The 14,701-nt window shown below is 39.7% G+C and carries 15 protein-coding genes; 5 read left to right on the top strand and 10 right to left on the bottom strand.

The features are described 5' to 3' along the window. Window positions 1-55: 55 nt before the first annotated feature. A complete protein-coding gene (locus BLS33_RS18750) occupies window positions 56-610 on the bottom strand; it encodes a DUF4136 domain-containing protein (RefSeq protein ID WP_089893285.1) in 555 nt (184 codons plus the stop codon). A 98-nt stretch (window positions 611-708) separates the two neighbouring features. Next, the gene (locus BLS33_RS24925; protein WP_176801447.1) at window positions 709-867 is read right to left on the bottom strand and encodes a C1orf53 family protein; all 159 of its coding nucleotides are present in this window, start codon (window positions 865-867) and stop codon (window positions 709-711) included. Between the two features lie 182 nt (window positions 868-1,049). On the opposite strand from BLS33_RS24925, the gene BLS33_RS18745 reads away from it, so the two are divergent. From BLS33_RS18745 to hemL, 4 genes are read left to right on the top strand one after another with little or no spacing between them, the layout of a single operon-like run. Continuing rightward, window positions 1,050-1,379 carry a hypothetical protein gene (locus tag BLS33_RS18745; RefSeq protein ID WP_089893282.1) on the top strand — a complete coding sequence of 110 codons (330 nt, stop codon included), beginning with the start codon at window positions 1,050-1,052 and terminating at the stop codon, window positions 1,377-1,379. 12 nt (window positions 1,380-1,391) lie between these two features. After that, window positions 1,392-2,297 (top strand): 1-aminocyclopropane-1-carboxylate deaminase/D-cysteine desulfhydrase, encoded by a 906-nt coding sequence (locus tag BLS33_RS18740; protein ID WP_089893280.1) that lies wholly within the window; start codon window positions 1,392-1,394, stop codon window positions 2,295-2,297. Further along, a complete protein-coding gene (locus BLS33_RS18735; RefSeq protein ID WP_089893278.1) occupies window positions 2,294-3,154 on the top strand; it encodes a glucosaminidase domain-containing protein in 861 nt (286 codons plus the stop codon). Before BLS33_RS18740 ends, BLS33_RS18735 begins: the two co-directional genes overlap by 4 nt. Before the next feature lie 6 nt (window positions 3,155-3,160). Beyond that, window positions 3,161-4,441, top strand: coding sequence for a glutamate-1-semialdehyde 2,1-aminomutase (hemL, locus tag BLS33_RS18730; RefSeq protein ID WP_089893275.1), 1,281 nt, complete (start codon window positions 3,161-3,163; stop codon window positions 4,439-4,441). Window positions 4,442-4,491: 50 nt separating this feature from the next. On the opposite strand, the gene BLS33_RS18725 is transcribed toward hemL, so the two are convergent. The 5 genes from BLS33_RS18725 to BLS33_RS18710 all read right to left on the bottom strand — a co-directional run bounded on the left by BLS33_RS18725 (window position 4,492) and on the right by BLS33_RS18710 (window position 10,545). Further along, window positions 4,492-5,466: a nucleoside hydrolase gene (locus BLS33_RS18725; protein WP_143017644.1), complete on the bottom strand. Its 975-nt coding sequence runs from the start codon at window positions 5,464-5,466 to the stop codon at window positions 4,492-4,494. 124 nt (window positions 5,467-5,590) lie between these two features. After that, window positions 5,591-6,862 carry a sialidase gene (locus BLS33_RS18720; protein ID WP_089893270.1) on the bottom strand — a complete coding sequence of 424 codons (1,272 nt, stop codon included), beginning with the start codon at window positions 6,860-6,862 and terminating at the stop codon, window positions 5,591-5,593. A gap of 225 nt (window positions 6,863-7,087) precedes the next feature. Then, window positions 7,088-7,528 (bottom strand): DUF4890 domain-containing protein, encoded by a 441-nt coding sequence (locus BLS33_RS18715; RefSeq protein WP_089893267.1) that lies wholly within the window; start codon window positions 7,526-7,528, stop codon window positions 7,088-7,090. A 173-nt stretch (window positions 7,529-7,701) separates the two neighbouring features. After that, window positions 7,702-7,878, bottom strand: coding sequence for a hypothetical protein (locus BLS33_RS24920; protein ID WP_176801446.1), 177 nt, complete (start codon window positions 7,876-7,878; stop codon window positions 7,702-7,704). Window positions 7,879-8,061: 183 nt separating this feature from the next. After that, a complete protein-coding gene (locus BLS33_RS18710; RefSeq protein ID WP_089893264.1) occupies window positions 8,062-10,545 on the bottom strand; it encodes a zinc-dependent metalloprotease in 2,484 nt (827 codons plus the stop codon). Window positions 10,546-11,103: 558 nt separating this feature from the next. On the opposite strand from BLS33_RS18710, the gene BLS33_RS18705 reads away from it, so the two are divergent. Beyond that, the gene (locus BLS33_RS18705) at window positions 11,104-11,502 is read left to right on the top strand and encodes a hypothetical protein (protein ID WP_143017643.1); all 399 of its coding nucleotides are present in this window, start codon (window positions 11,104-11,106) and stop codon (window positions 11,500-11,502) included. Window positions 11,503-11,585: 83 nt separating this feature from the next. Here the strand turns inward: BLS33_RS18705 and BLS33_RS18700 are convergent, their stop codons facing one another. The 3 genes from BLS33_RS18700 to BLS33_RS18690 are packed head-to-tail and all read right to left on the bottom strand — an operon-like array spanning window position 11,586 to window position 14,686. Beyond that, on the bottom strand, window positions 11,586-13,016 hold the full coding sequence (locus BLS33_RS18700; RefSeq protein ID WP_089893260.1) for an SLC13 family permease: 1,431 nt from the start codon (window positions 13,014-13,016) through the stop codon (window positions 11,586-11,588). A 50-nt stretch (window positions 13,017-13,066) separates the two neighbouring features. Beyond that, window positions 13,067-14,461 carry a c-type cytochrome domain-containing protein gene (locus BLS33_RS18695; protein WP_089893257.1) on the bottom strand — a complete coding sequence of 465 codons (1,395 nt, stop codon included), beginning with the start codon at window positions 14,459-14,461 and terminating at the stop codon, window positions 13,067-13,069. Between the two features lie 12 nt (window positions 14,462-14,473). Beyond that, on the bottom strand, window positions 14,474-14,686 hold the full coding sequence (locus BLS33_RS18690) for a hypothetical protein (protein ID WP_089893254.1): 213 nt from the start codon (window positions 14,684-14,686) through the stop codon (window positions 14,474-14,476). Window positions 14,687-14,701: the final 15 nt, after the last annotated feature.

Genomic DNA, 14,701 nt, shown 5'->3' with positions numbered 1-14,701 from the left:
AGAGAAGTGGGGACTTTGTGATAATAGAGTGGAGCTACTTTTTTGGTGGTGAATATTATTTGGCAACCACGGCATTTGGTGGGTATTCTTTAAGAATTTGAGATACAAACTCCCGAATGCGTTGTTCCTTTTTATCCATATTTTCTATGTTGCCAAGGTTTCCTATGCCTTTGCCCTGCCATACCAGTTCTTTGTTCTTGGCATCTATTAAATCGATGTACAATGAACCTTCAGTTCGTGTGCTTACATTATTTCCTCCCCAACCGGGTCCCCAATAATAAGGGTTCCATCCCCAGCCGTAACCGCCCCAATAGTTGTTGTAAATATCAACTTGTTCCTTTTCCTTTGTGAAAATGCTTATCAAAATGTCGGGATCCTCAGATTTTACAAAACCTCGAGAACTCAATTCGGCATCAATAGCTTTTAATATCCGTTTTTTGTCAAGGTCGGAAATTTGAGCCTTGTCAATACCAGTTTTGTAGAAGGCGTACGATTTGTAGGTAGTGAAGTCAGCTTCCTTGTCGAAATCGGATAAAACGCGTACAGAAGTACAGGAAGCCATAAACACCATGGCAAGTACGGGAAGCACTAAGATTTTTATTCTTCTCATAGCAATTTTTTTTTGAGTTAAATACGTTTAATTTTATCTAAAAATATCTCAAAAACTGTGCCGAATACGCTTTGAGCCATTGTTCCTAAAACGAAAAGCTATCTCGTGGTAGTCTTATTGTTATATCCATAAGGGCAGTGTCGACAGCTACTTTCGCAACAATAGCCTCTTTTAAGGTGGTAACGTTCGGTAAAAACCCTGTATCCTTCTTTTGATAGATAAAAATCACCTTCTTCCACAGGAATTATCTTCTTCATACGCCTATAAAATTACGAGATCTGTGTTGAAAAGTGTCTTTTTAAATCGTTAAACCGCCGGTTTTATGGAGAAATTGTGTAGTTGAACGATTTAAGACAATTGTTGGTAAAAAAATTGGTTACTTATATTTGCAACGTCTGTTTGTAACTAAATTTGTGAACACTCGTTTAAAAGCTGGATTATGATTTTAGTCTTTAAACATTTCTTTTATAAAAATTATGTTGGCCTTTCATTATGGCCTTTCATTTTTCTAAAGAACGACGCGCTCAAAGAAGATATAGTGCTCATCAACCATGAGAAAATTCATCTGAGACAACAGCGAGAACTTTTAATCGTTCCCTTTTATGTCTTTTATATAATAGAGTGGATTTTGAAATCCATTTTTTATATGGATAGATACAAAGGCTACCAAAACGTTAGTTTTGAGCGGGAGGCCTACGACAATGAAAAGAACCTTGATTATTTAAACGAACGGAATATGTTCAGCTTTATTAAATATCTTTGGCGATGAAAAATAGTCGCATTGGAGATTGAAAATCAACCCATTCACCTTCCTCTTCTCAAAGAAAAACAAGTATCCCTTTCTATAAAACGGGAAGACTTGATACATCCTTTTATTTCAGGTAACAAGTATCGAAAATTAAAGTATAATATCATTGCGGCCAAGTCGCAGGGGTTCAATACGTTATTAACTTTCGGCGGGGCTTATTCCAACCATATTGCGGCTACGGCCTATGCGGGAAAGTTGAGTGGTATTAAGACAGTTGGTGTTATTCGTGGAGAAGAACTTGTTGAAAAGTGGACTGAAAATCCAACCCTGAAATTAGCAAGTGCACATGGTATGCAGTTTAAATTTGTGGATAGGGAAACTTATCGCAACAAAGAAAAGCTAGAAGTTTTGAGCTCGCTTAAAGAAGAATTTGGACAATATTATCTCTTGCCGGAAGGGGGTACGAACAGCTTGGCAATACGCGGGTGTGAAGAAATTTTGACCCCTCAGGACGCTTCCTTTAACTACGTTTGTTGCGCTGTGGGTACGGGCGGTACGCTATCGGGAATTATCAGGGCCTCAAGTCCTAAACAGCAAGTTTTGGGCTTCCCGGCGCTAAAAGGCGACTTTTTAAACGAAGATATTCGTAAATTTGTACATAAAGAAAATTGGACTTTGCAAACGGAGTATCATTTTGGGGGATATGCCAAGGTATCACGGGAACTCATTAGTTTCATCAATGATTTCAAACGGAATACCCATATTCTATTAGATCCCGTCTATACAGGAAAGATGTTGTTCGGTCTGTTTGATATGATTACAAACGACTATTTTGTAGCAGGAACTAAAATCTTGGTTATTCACACAGGAGGGTTACAAGGTATTTCGGGAATGAACGCAGTTTTGCAAAAGAAAAATTTACCATTGATTGCCGTATGACTAATAAATTAATAGTTGCGCTAGTTTTAGGAATCTTCTTGATAGGCTGTAAAGCGAAAAAAAAGACGGCTTATGCCAAGTCGCATAAAAAATCGACTCCTGCCGTGGTCTCTAAACCTCCTGCCAAATCGACAAACCAAAATACCGATTATCCTTTTCCTGAAGATAACGGAAGATTTGAAAAATTTCCAATAGCTACAGTCGACCAATATATTGAGACCTTCGCTGAAATTGCCCAATTCGAGATGAAAGCTTATGGAATACCAGCCAGTATTACCCTTGCTCAAGGTATGTTAGAGAGCGGTTTCGGAAAAGGGGCCTTGGCGGTGAAGACCAACAACCATTTTGGAATCAAATGCCACACCGGATGGCAGGGTGATTTTGATCACCACGACGATGACGAAAAGGGTGAGTGTTTTCGTAAGTACAATCACCCCATGTACTCTTATCGGGATCACAGTCTTTTTCTAACCACACGCTCGCGTTATGCTTTTTTATTCGATTTACGTACCGATGATTATAGGGGATGGGCAAAAGGCTTGCGACAGGCAGGATACGCTACCGACAAACGATATCCCCATAAATTGATCGAGCTTATCGAGCGGTATGATTTGGGGAAATACGACAAAGCGATAGTAAAACAAGGGTATGGCCGAAAGCACGAAGTTGCAACGAGAGATTCTAAAATTGCAGCACACCAAAACATGGTACACGTAGTAAAACAGGGTGATACGCTCTATTCATTGTCTAAACGATACCGAGTTTCTGTCGATCAGCTTAAACGCTGGAACTACATGATGGGAAACACAATTTCAATTGGTCAGAAACTTACCGTGAAGACCGAATCTTATAACTAGTTTTTTATGCGATATCAAAGAAGTAGCGCCTTATTTGTAGAGGCCAAGAAATATATTCCAGGTGGCGTAAATTCGCCTGTTAGAGCTTTCAAAGCCGTCGGGGGTGATCCAATTTTCGTAAAAGAGGCCAAAGGAGCCTATTTTTATGATGAAGACGGAAATCGGTTTATCGACTATATCGCCTCTTGGGGTCCACTTATTTTGGGTCATGCCCATGCCCCCGTAATCAATGCTGTCATTGAAAAGGCTAAAAAGGGAACCTCATTTGGCATGCCAACGGAAATTGAGACAGAATTGGCTAAGCTCGCCGTTTCAATGGTGCCCAATATTGATAAGATACGTTTCGTAAATAGTGGAACCGAGGCTTGTATGAGTGCTGTTCGATTGGCGCGAGGATACACGGGCAAGGACAAGATTATCAAATTTGCTGGTTGTTACCACGGCCATTCCGATTCGTTTTTGATTCAAGCGGGGAGTGGAGCGGTAACTTTTGGAAGTCCAAACAGTCCCGGGGTGACACAGGGTACCGCTAAAGATACCCTTTTGGCAAAGTATAACGACTTGGAAAGTGTCAGGGCTTTGGTGACAGCGAACACAGATGAGATAGCCGCTATTATTATTGAACCTATAGCCGGAAACATGGGGTGTATTGTTCCACAGGAAGGATTTATGGCCGGACTTCGGGATATCTGCGATCAAGAAGGTATTTTATTGCTATTCGATGAGGTGATGACAGGGTTCCGTTTGGGCAAAGGAGGAGCTCAGGAAGCCTTGGACATCAATGCAGATATTGTGATGTTCGGTAAGGTTATTGGTGGCGGATTGCCTGTAGGGGCTTTTGCTGCAAGGGAAGAGATTATGTCGCATTTGGCTCCTGAAGGTCCTGTATACCAGGCGGGAACATTGAGTGGAAATCCCTTGGCTATGAGTGCAGGTTTGGCCATGTTGACCGAACTGGAAAAACATCCCGAGGTTTTTGAAAGCTTGGCAGATAAGACCGAGCATTTACATGAAGGCTTTGATAACGTGCTTAAAAATAAGGGCATACCCTATCAAATCAATCGTTACGGGTCAATGATATCATTACATTTTACAGATACTCCGGTAGTTGATTTTGAAAGCTCGGCCAAAGGAAACAATGCGCATTTTAAAAAATATTTTCATGGAATGTTGGATAAAGGAATTTATCTACCACCTAGTGCTTTTGAAAGTTATTTTCTGAACGATGCCCTTAGTTATGGCGATTTGGATGAAACCATTGCCGCGCTGGATAGTTTGACGTTCTAGTATTTATAGATGAGATTTTGAGCCAATTTTTGATTTGAGGTTTCGAACAATTAATGGAGTTTTACATTAAGCATAAGGTTGTCCATAGTTCGGGCAATGGCATTAGGGTCGACATTCTCTTTGATCGAAACGATGGCATGATGCTTATTTGGTAAATGCTTGTCCGAGTTCCATTGGTTGCTGCCATCTTCATGCACCGATACATAACCATTGTGGTTGATGTCAAAATAGAGCGAAATCTTAGCTTCATCTAGAAGCATTATTGCAACCTGATCCCATGCAGGTCGTCCAGCAAAATTATTGTACAACTCGTATCCAAGGTAAACGGGGTTGTGTTTGTTCAATCGGAATTTAAGATATGCTCCACCGGTAAGGATTTGATTACCTACTTCCCATCCACAGAAAACAACCTCTTTATTCCAGTTTTCTAAGCAATATATCGTTGAAGCAGGATCTGGCCGATAAAAATTGGCTTCCTTTCCTTCAGGATATGTACCTCCCATACACAACCACTTTTTTACTTTTTTTTCGACTAATTCTTTTCCCGTCAATTGTGAGATATCGTCACCTTCTGACTGTAGTAAATTTTGAAGACTGGTCAAGTGACCGATTGTAACAATGACGACTGAATTGTCCTCACTTTCCATCAAGAGTTTTCTATATACGCGGGCAGATTCGGTCGTTTGAGTAATAGAAGTTAGGTCGTGCGGAAAGGCTGCACTGACCTGTTTTGTATATTTTGATAAATTGTCAAGTGTTTCTTGCTGTTTTAAAAATCCAATAGGTATGTCGGGTCGTTGGTAAAAAGTATTTATGGCATCAACACATTGGTATGAATAGGAATCGGAACTTGTAACAACGACACCGAGCAAATCTATGATTCCTGATTTTTGATAGGAATGAAGCATGGCCAACGCCTGAACATCGTCTACATCAGAATCAATATCCGTATCGAGAATAACGTTGGTTTGTGCAGCACATGTTAACGTGAAGCATAGTATAAATATCCGAAAAAAGATTTTCATTGTATTGTTTATTTGGGAATCACCTTCCTTTTGTCCTTGAACTAGAACAGCCAACGATATATGTATCAATTGATCACTTGTTCCAATAGCGTCAATAAGTGCATGATGTTCTTTTAGCGTGATTCTATGTTTGTGAAAAAAGTTTATTTTTTTTGTTCCATTTAACCTTTGCTACAAACACACTGCCATCACTACCGTACTTCTCAACGCCTTCCGGCTGCATCCACTCAGACACCGTTACCCATGTTTCATAGGGAGATATATCGGTGACTCCGAAATTCCCTAAACGAGCCCCTCTTTCAGGAACAAGAATTTGTTCGGTATCCCGAATCACACATAATCGTTCGGGGTCGACCTCGGCCATGAAAAGTGGTGCCCGATGTCTAAAGATATGGTCGTTGTTCGCACCTTTTCGAGTGTATACCAAAAACAGTGCTTCACTATGCGTTAGCCAATGCTGCTGGGTATTATAGCTGCCAAGTTCTGTTCCATCATCAAATGTCCATGGTTGGTATTCATCAAAGTTCAATCCATCCTTGCTTCGTGCCACATAGCCTTTTTTATCATTCCGAATGGTCAAAAAATAGGTGTCATTGAATTTTGTCAAAGAAGGTTCTCCCAAACCACGCGTTTTATCATCTATATCAAGTTCGGTGCCATGCGAAAGATATTCCAGTTTCTTTCCGTCAAAGGAACATTCACAGATGGTAACTCTTGCATTTTTACCTTTGGGACTAAAATATATTGGGAGCAATATTTTACCATCTTTGAGGTCATAGCGCTGAACGCACCCTGCCCCGGCATTGAAAAATTTATCGCCCTTGGGCATTTCAAATTTTTGCCAATCATTCCATCTTTTTGTTTGCACATCATAAGTAGCGTATCCCGTATGTCTAGGTCGTGGATTGGAAACCTTCCAATCGGGAGTATAAACTACGGTATGCCCGGTGCCCAATAGGGTTTTTGACGCAACGTGCCATTTGGGCCAGAAATCACTTAGCGCTACCGGTCGTTCGATGCCATCAATGGTTTCGAATCTTGGGGCCAATGCTTTTAATTCCTTTGGGGCGGACCAATTTTTTGACAAGTCTTCGGTGTGCAGCTCGAACATTCCGTAAAAAACGTCACTACCCGCCAAATCAAGATTATTCATGGTCATCACCACTGAAGGGTTTCCATTGGTTCCCATTCCAGGTATTATACCTGCACGTGGGTGGGTCCAACACCTTTTACCATCAAACAGTTTTGTGGGAGCGTCTAATGCTAGTTCATAATTCAAAGTCTCTTGCTCGCAGCTATTGAAAAATGGAAGGAAAGAAATTGAAATTCCTCCGATCAATGAAGATTGTATGAACTTACGCCTATCTAAACTAAATTCTTTATTGCTATTCGTCATGGTGAAATATAGGTCCAATCTGAGACCTAAAGATACATAGTCGACGAAAAAGATGCCCTTAAATATTCAATTAAGGAAATGGAATTAATAGCTTGATTAACGGAGCGAGATTTTGAACTTTACAAATCAATGAAATGAATCTTGCCATTTAAGGTGGTTTTAGAACAGTTTTTAAACAAAAAGAAGGGTCAACCTTTTAGAGTTGACCCTTCTTTTTAGTGCTATTTACTTTCTAGCGCGTTGTCTGTCCTTATCGCCGCGATGATGGTTTCGTTTGCTATGCTTCATCTTTGTCCATTTTTCAAATTGGTCTTCAGAAAGTATTTTTTTCATTTCTGCTTTTTGAGCAATTTGATGATCTAACATTTCACTTTTCATTGCATAACGTTCTTCAGAAGTAGGCCTCTTGGCATCGCCCTCTTTTTTCGCCGCCTTTCTTTCTTCCATTTTTGTTTTCCTAAGCTCTGCATTCTCCAAATTCACTGCTTGAATCTTCGATTGCTGGGCTTGCGAGAGATCTAGGGCCAAGGTCATTTGTTTTGTTTGTAGGGTTGCTACTTGTTCCGGGGTCAAATCTTTCATTGCCCCTCGGTGATTGCCTTTACCTTTTTGCGCCATGGCCGTCATACCGACCAATAGCAATACTACTAGTGCTACATTTTTCATATTTTTTTATTTTAATGATATTGTAGGTAAGACAGGAGGTTATCCCAAAGGTTTAAAGACAGCCTTTGTTTTGTGATTATTTTAACCGAATCGCTTTTTGAAATAGTGGAAAAAGAAAAGGCGTGGATTATAATCCACGCCTTTTACTATATAAAGATAGGTTTGGTAATTTTTTATTTTATTTGCTCCAAAGGTAGGTCTGTAGAAGAAATTTGATTTGAATTAGTTTTGGCTAATTCTGTGGCTTCCGAATAATTCGCTTCCGTGGTTTCATCTTCAACATTAGAATACAAAACAAATGCAGCTACAAAACAAACGAAATATAAAAGACTTTTTACTTTATCTGACATGATTCGGGGTTTTTAATATTCTTCAGCTAAGATAGGCAATGCACAGGCTGAAAAAAGCGAATTGTTGTGAAATGCCCTCCTTAGTGTTGTCAAAAGTAGAAAAAATGTGGTTTAATTGTTTGTTTCATCGGCTATTTTTACCGTTCATCGGATTTTGTGTCTTTCCTTGTGTGGGGTCATTAACTAATTCGGTTCTAAAATTAAGGCTATTCGTGCTGTGATATCTTGTAGATGATAAAGGCTCATAGCATCAGATGTCTTGGGTATGGCTCTTTTAATGAGATTGTTTAAACCAGCAAGTTCAGCTCTGGCTACGGATCGAATATCCGATTGATTTGTGTTCACGGCGGTAGATTTTTGGTATCCACCGAAATCAGGCCTTTTGTTTTCGTTTCCGACAGTCATAAGATAATGCAATCTATCAATATATGCTTTTTGGAGATTTCTACGATAGGTATTGATTTCTTGTCCGCTTCGAAGTTCAGACCAAAGTCCGGTTCTTAGGTCGGTCATCATATCAAGCAATAGATAGGCATTACTTTCATTAATGGTTTCGTTTTCGATAATGCGTTGTAATTTTCCCAAACTCAAAATGTTGTTTAGTGTGGTTACCTGCATTTTTCGAATGGTTTCTATGGCACCGGAGTATTGTATTTTATTAAACAAGTTTTCATCAATTAGCCATTCTGGCGTTGTGAACAATTGTTCTTGAACAAAAAGTAGGCAGTTTTTCTGATGATCCCTAGCTACCGGGGTGTACACCGCACCTTCTTGGTCGTACGTTTTATGGTGTTCATATACGCCTCCAATATTATTTGACACATGACCCATATACCTGCTGAATTGGGCAATTACTTGACCATATAGTTTTTTGACATCATCATAGTTCTTTCCTTTTTCTGCGGTCCATGCCAACAATTCAGGCATAATACGTTTCAAGTTTCGTATGCCGTAATCACTGGCTTTTATGGCGTCATCCCCCAAATCTTCAGTTTGTGAACTAGGGTCGATAACCTCGCCCATTTGTTGATGACCAAAACGATATAGGGGGTCACCTGCATGTTCTAAAATCCATTCGTCTAAAATCTGTTTTTCTTCTTCAGGTGTTTTGTGAAGTATAGGTTTATAGCCCCAACGAATGGCATATTTGTCATAGATACCGATATCTGGCATCAAGGCTACATCACCATCTTCGGGTTGCGCCACATAATTAAAGCGTGCATAATCCATAATAGAGGGAGCTGTACCATACTTTTTTGTAAAGGTCGCCGAGCGTAATGAATCTACGGGGTAAGCAACACTGCTTCCCATATTATGTGGTAAACCTAAAGTGTGCCCGACTTCATGCGAGGAAACGAAACGTATTAATCGACCCATCACTTCATCTTTGAAAGATAGACTTCGGGCATCAGGATTAATGGCCGCAGTCTGTACAAAGAACCAATTGCGCAACAAGGTCATTACATTATGATACCAGTTGATATCGGATTCTAAAATTTCACCACTTCTAGGGTCGCTAACATGTGGGCCGTTGGCATTGGGTATGGGGGAAGCCAAATAACGTACCACGGAATAACGCACATCTTCGGGAGACCATTCTGGGTCTTCCTGTACTGTAGGGGGCTCTTTAGCAATGATGGCATTTTTAAAACCCGCCTCTTCAAAAGCGGTTTGCCAGTCTTCGATACCTTGTTTGATATAAGAAATCCATTTTTTGGGTGTGGCCCTATCGACGTAGTAAACAATCGGTTTCTTAGGTTCTACCAATTCACCACGATTGTATTTTTCAACATCTTCCTCTTTGACCTCAAGTCGCCATCGGTCTAAAAATTTTATTGTCTTACTTTCTTGAACATCAAGACCATAATCGGTCTGGCCTCTTGCGAACCATCCTACGCGTTCATCAAAATAGCGACGCTTCATCGGTTCGTTAGGTAGCAACACCATAGAGTTGTTAATTTCAACCGATATCGATCCTAGGCTGCCATTGCTGGGAGGTTTTTTGGCGATATAGGTTTTTACACTTCTGGCTTCTACATTTAAAGGATAACTTTTTAAAGATTCGATATAGCTACGGCTTTCGTCCAATTTTGATACTTTATATCTTTCACGATATGCTTCTGGTAAACCCAGGGCGGGTGCATCTTTTGAAAATAACGGGTCGACTTCGATTACAGTTGACGATGAGACACTATCTTTTTTGAAGGCCTTGATGTCAAAAGCGTACAATACCGGTTCAAAATTGGAATTCAGCACAGCTTCATGAACTGGGAGCGAATCAGCGGCGATAATGTTATAGCTGACAACCCTTAGCAGTACTTGTTTTGCTTTCTTTTCCCAGCGTAACACTTTAGTGTTTATTTTTCCTCCACCAAATCCTAGCCCCGATGCAGTCTTGGAAATGCGGCTGACCATCAACATTTCCTTATTGAATAGCGTATCGGGTATTTCATAAAAGTACTTGTCGTCAACGATATGAACATCAAAAAGACCTTTATCGGTTTTGGCCGTTTTTGTGATCACCTTGTCATACGGTTTGATTTTTTCCTTTTTAGGGGAGTCTTCCGATGTTTTAGTTTCTTTCTTTTTGAAAATCTGGGCTTCCCCCGTATGGGAACCTAATAATACAAGCGCAATAAAGATTTTGAGAAGTAATGGTTTACTCATTTTTTGATTTAGTTTATTGAAGTTTCAAAGTACCGAAAAATAAACAGATTTTTGAAATGACGGATGGTATGATGTAACATTTATAGTTTTCTACAGTCTTATAGGTAGAGAATCTTCATGAAAAGATTTGAATTAGCTTGGTAAAAGCCATCTACCTATGTAGGTGGCTTTTTCTATGGGTACTAATTACCCATTGTGCCAAGTCAATTTATCACCATTTTCACTTTAATTCTGGTTGGATAGCCTTATGAAATGGTTGATTTTAGTGTTTTGTTGAATCGATGAAAGGTAGGTTTACGACGTTATTATTCGACTCGGAGTCGATTAACTCAATTTTAACATTAAAAATCTTCAATTTTTTGTCGTAAAAAAAGCATTGAAAAAGTGTCAGGACGTTAAAGAACTATTTGTTAAAATAGGAAGTTGACAATTTTTACACGCAGATATTGCCAATGTTTCGTTTTGGGCATTTTTGCACTTTAATCCAGTAATAAGAAAATGCAATATTAGTCGAAAACCCCTGTTATATCTTTGCTTATAAATTAACCTACAAGCGTTATGATTAAAAGGACTTTAACATTAAGTATCGTATTTGGATTATTTATTGTCAACGGGATGTTGGCAAGCAATCCGAAAACAGAAGGTAGATTTGATATCAATAGTATTGTCTATATGGAGGAAGAGCCCGAAATTGAATTGGGTTTTGATACTGCGGATTATTTACCTGAAGGATTTGACCCTTACAAATTCTATTTTAATATAGAAGGTTTGAAATATATTGAGAACGACGAGATTGACTTGAATGGTTCTCAAACAAATTTGCCATTGGATTTCAATGCATATGCTTATCCTTCGGATGTAGAAAGCATTAATTACCTTGATCCAAATGACAACGTTAGTTTAGATTTAGAAACTGCTACCTATCTGCCAAAAGGCTTTGATGCGTTCGCTAGATAAGTCTTTTTTAACTTACAACTGATAAGCCTTCGTGAATAACGAAGGCTTTTTTTTTTGAAATTAAATTTATTGATTCAGAAGTGTTAGAATACTAATGGAATAATAAACTTGAACATAAGTATGAGTAGTGCTACCGCGATGAGGTTTAGTATGATACCCACTCTTGCCATTTCGTATACTTTTATATAGCCGCTGGCAAAGACAATCGCATTGGGTGGAGTGGCCATGGGGAGCATAAAGGCACAGCTACTTGCCATGGTCACAGGAATCAATAAATAGAGAATCGGTATTTCGAGACCGATGGCTATACCGGCGACCACGGGCGCTAAAACGGCGATCAGTGCGACATTGCTCATCAATTCGGTCATGAAGAGCATTAAAAATATAAGAAGAATGGCGGTAATCAAAACACTGATGTCGCTAGCAGCAATGGCATTGGCTACCAAATCGACTATACCACTGACCGACATTCCTTTAGCAAGCGCAAGTCCTCCCCCGAACAAGATTAAAATACCCCATGCAAGTTTTTGGGTATCTTTCCAGTGAATAATAAAATCGCCTTTTTTGATATTATAGGGCAGTGCGAAAAGCGCAATTGCGGCGAACATACTTATGATGGTGTCGGTGAGTTCCAATGAAGGAAAAATTTTGTTGATCAGGGTTCTGAAGATCCATAGAAAAACGGTCACTCCGAAAATTACAAGTACCATTTTTTCTTTACCGCTCATGGGGCCTAGTTTATGAAGCTCGTCGGTAATGACTTCTTTTGAGGCAGTGAATTTAAGTTGTTTGTTCGGAAACATCCATTTGACCATTACGAAATAGATAATGGCTATCATGACGATAGAGAACGGCAGACCGATAATCATCCATTTTAGAAAGGAGATTTCAATTTGGTATTCGTTTTCTAAAAGACCGATCATGACTGAATTTGGAGGGGTGCCGATGACCGTTGCTATTCCACCGGCATTTGCCGCAAAGGCAATACCCAGCATTACGCTTAAGGCAAAGTTACGGTCGTCTTTTGTAAAACCATCAGCATCGTTGATCAAGAGTCCGATGACCGACATAGCTATCGGAAGCATAACTACCGTGCTGGCCGTGTTGCTGATCCACATGCTCAATGATGCCGTTGCTATCATAAAGCCTAAAACAACCTTATTCGGTGTTGTTCCCGTTATTTTTATGATATTCAGGGCAATACGTTTGTGAAGGTTTACTTTTTCCAATGCCAAGGCAAGCACAAAGCCACCAAAAAAGAGAAAAATTATCGGACTGCCGTAATTGGCACCAACATCTGCCGCGGTCATTACATTTAGTATGGGAAACAAAATTATAGGCAATAGGGCGGTAACCGAAATGGATACGGCTTCGGTAATCCACCAAATGACCATCCATAAGGCAACTGCAATTACTGAATCGCCTATCTCGGAAATGAGAGGTGAAGGCAGGTTGACGATAATGAGAAAAAGGATCGGGCCTATGAACAGTCCCAGTTTTTTGCTAATATTCATTTGTTTTGGTTGGTGCCTCTAATCTATGTTTTTTCTTCTGGTTCTGAAAATTAATAAATTATAGAGTCCGATGGAATAGGCGGCAATTCGTAATTGCCATAATCAATGTTAATTTTACCATTGTTGAGACTTTGAATTCCAGATTTTTGTAAACCGCTGTTGAACAGGTAAACGGCCTGCAATTTCTTGAACTGAGCAAATTTTTCAAGTTGGGTTTCTTCAAATTTTGTAGCCGCCAGATTGATTGATTTTAAATTTTCTAGCTGGGCCAATTGTTCAATATTTGCACCGGTTATTGCTGTATTGTCTAATTTCAGAATAGTCAGGTTTTTAAGTGTGGCCAATTTTTTAAAAATGGCATCGGTCACTTGGGTTCCCCCGAGGTCTAAAATAGCAATTTGTTGACTGATCGGTTTTAATAGGTGAAAATCCGTATCGCCAAATGAAGGTTTGTTGATGCAGGTTACTTGAAGAAAGTTAGAGACCTTGCTAATATTCTGCACGTGTATGCCTTCTGATTTGATAACGTTAACGCTGTCTTGAGCAGCGGCAACGATTTCTATATCTGGATAATCATAATCATGTTTCTGCGGAAAAAAAGAGAGGAACAAGTTTTTCTCAAGGCCCAATTCACCAATGGAACCTTCAAAGGGATTGCCTAGGTCGATCCATGTTTTGACCAATGTTATTTCTTCTTTGGTTGGTTGGGTCTTCTCTTTTGGGGGCATATGATCCTCATCGTCTTTTGGTAGTATTAGCCGAGCATAAAGCGGACTATCCCCTGAATTATTTGTTTCGATGACCGGTCCGTTTTCACCTCCCTCTAAAATTCCTTCCTTAGAATGCAGTTCAAGTTCGCCCTTGGCTTTTTTACGATTGTGACAACTTGCACATTTATTGTTTAAAATAGGGTCAATTATATCAGTATAGAATTGTGCTTCTTGCCAATTCTCTTCGTTCAATGCGATTTCTTTTTCTTGGAAGGCCGTTATGCCCAATGTAGATTTTATCGAATTTGGTAGCGGTTCGGTCAAATACCCTTCCCCATGGGTGATATTGCCGCCCAAATGCCCTGTTAAGGAAATCATGGCCAATAACACTATCGAAAAATAGACCAGAGGCATGCTTTTGAAGATGGTTATTTTTCGAGGTTCCCGTAGACGTAAATACATCAAGAGACAGAAGACCGCCGTGGCTATACCTGACCAAAGATGAAATTTGATTGTATCGAAACCATATCCCTCACCCAGATACTGTAAGTATCCGGTAATACAAGCCAAGACTGCAGCTATAGCGCCCCACATAAATATGAATCCGATTACGAAACGGTACTCCCTTTTTTTGCGATCATGCCATTGTAACAGTAACCCTAAGATGATAAAACCAATAGGTAAATGAACAAGAAGAGGGTGCAGGCGCCCCAAAAGTTGTTTTAAAACGTCCATAAAAAGTTGCTTTTATTCAATGTTCATTCGCTTTAGCGCCTTAATGATAAGGACATTGGCCTTGCTTTGGTCGGCCACCGAAATTTGTGTATGAGATAACGTGGGTACATTGCTTGGTGGCCCAAATGCCGTGTTCAAAACAAATGGCCCCTGGGGTTCTTGTTGTTTTCGCGAAGAGGCGGAAGGTGTGGTTATGAATAAAATCAGCGTATAAAATAATCTCATTGAGTGGTAAATCGG

The organism is Kriegella aquimaris, from assembly GCF_900103215.1.
In the GTDB taxonomy this organism is placed as follows: domain Bacteria; phylum Bacteroidota; class Bacteroidia; order Flavobacteriales; family Flavobacteriaceae; genus Kriegella; species Kriegella aquimaris.
Note: the sequence above shows the minus strand (reverse complement) of the source record. Positions and strands in the feature narration are given on the sequence as shown.

What these genes read in the sequence shown, in the direction of transcription:
- BLS33_RS24925 (WP_176801447.1), bottom strand. Translation starts at nt 867, where the DNA reads ATGAAGAAGATAATTCCTGTGGAAGAAGGTGATTTTTATCTATCAAAA.
- BLS33_RS18720 (WP_089893270.1), bottom strand. Translation starts at nt 6,862, where the DNA reads ATGACGAATAGCAATAAAGAATTTAGTTTAGATAGGCGTAAGTTCATA.
- BLS33_RS18695 (WP_089893257.1), bottom strand. Translation starts at nt 14,461, where the DNA reads ATGGACGTTTTAAAACAACTTTTGGGGCGCCTGCACCCTCTTCTTGTT.
- BLS33_RS18735 (WP_089893278.1), top strand. Translation starts at nt 2,294, where the DNA reads ATGACTAATAAATTAATAGTTGCGCTAGTTTTAGGAATCTTCTTGATA.
- BLS33_RS18750 (WP_089893285.1), bottom strand. Translation starts at nt 610, where the DNA reads ATGAGAAGAATAAAAATCTTAGTGCTTCCCGTACTTGCCATGGTGTTT.
- BLS33_RS18715 (WP_089893267.1), bottom strand. Translation starts at nt 7,528, where the DNA reads ATGAAAAATGTAGCACTAGTAGTATTGCTATTGGTCGGTATGACGGCC.
- BLS33_RS18725 (WP_143017644.1), bottom strand. Translation starts at nt 5,466, where the DNA reads ATGAAAATCTTTTTTCGGATATTTATACTATGCTTCACGTTAACATGT.
- BLS33_RS18705 (WP_143017643.1), top strand. Translation starts at nt 11,104, where the DNA reads ATGATTAAAAGGACTTTAACATTAAGTATCGTATTTGGATTATTTATT.
- BLS33_RS18700 (WP_089893260.1), bottom strand. Translation starts at nt 13,016, where the DNA reads ATGAATATTAGCAAAAAACTGGGACTGTTCATAGGCCCGATCCTTTTT.
- hemL (WP_089893275.1), top strand. Translation starts at nt 3,161, where the DNA reads ATGCGATATCAAAGAAGTAGCGCCTTATTTGTAGAGGCCAAGAAATAT.
- BLS33_RS18690 (WP_089893254.1), bottom strand. Translation starts at nt 14,686, where the DNA reads ATGAGATTATTTTATACGCTGATTTTATTCATAACCACACCTTCCGCC.
- BLS33_RS24920 (WP_176801446.1), bottom strand. Translation starts at nt 7,878, where the DNA reads ATGTCAGATAAAGTAAAAAGTCTTTTATATTTCGTTTGTTTTGTAGCT.
- BLS33_RS18710 (WP_089893264.1), bottom strand. Translation starts at nt 10,545, where the DNA reads ATGAGTAAACCATTACTTCTCAAAATCTTTATTGCGCTTGTATTATTA.
- BLS33_RS18745 (WP_089893282.1), top strand. Translation starts at nt 1,050, where the DNA reads ATGATTTTAGTCTTTAAACATTTCTTTTATAAAAATTATGTTGGCCTT.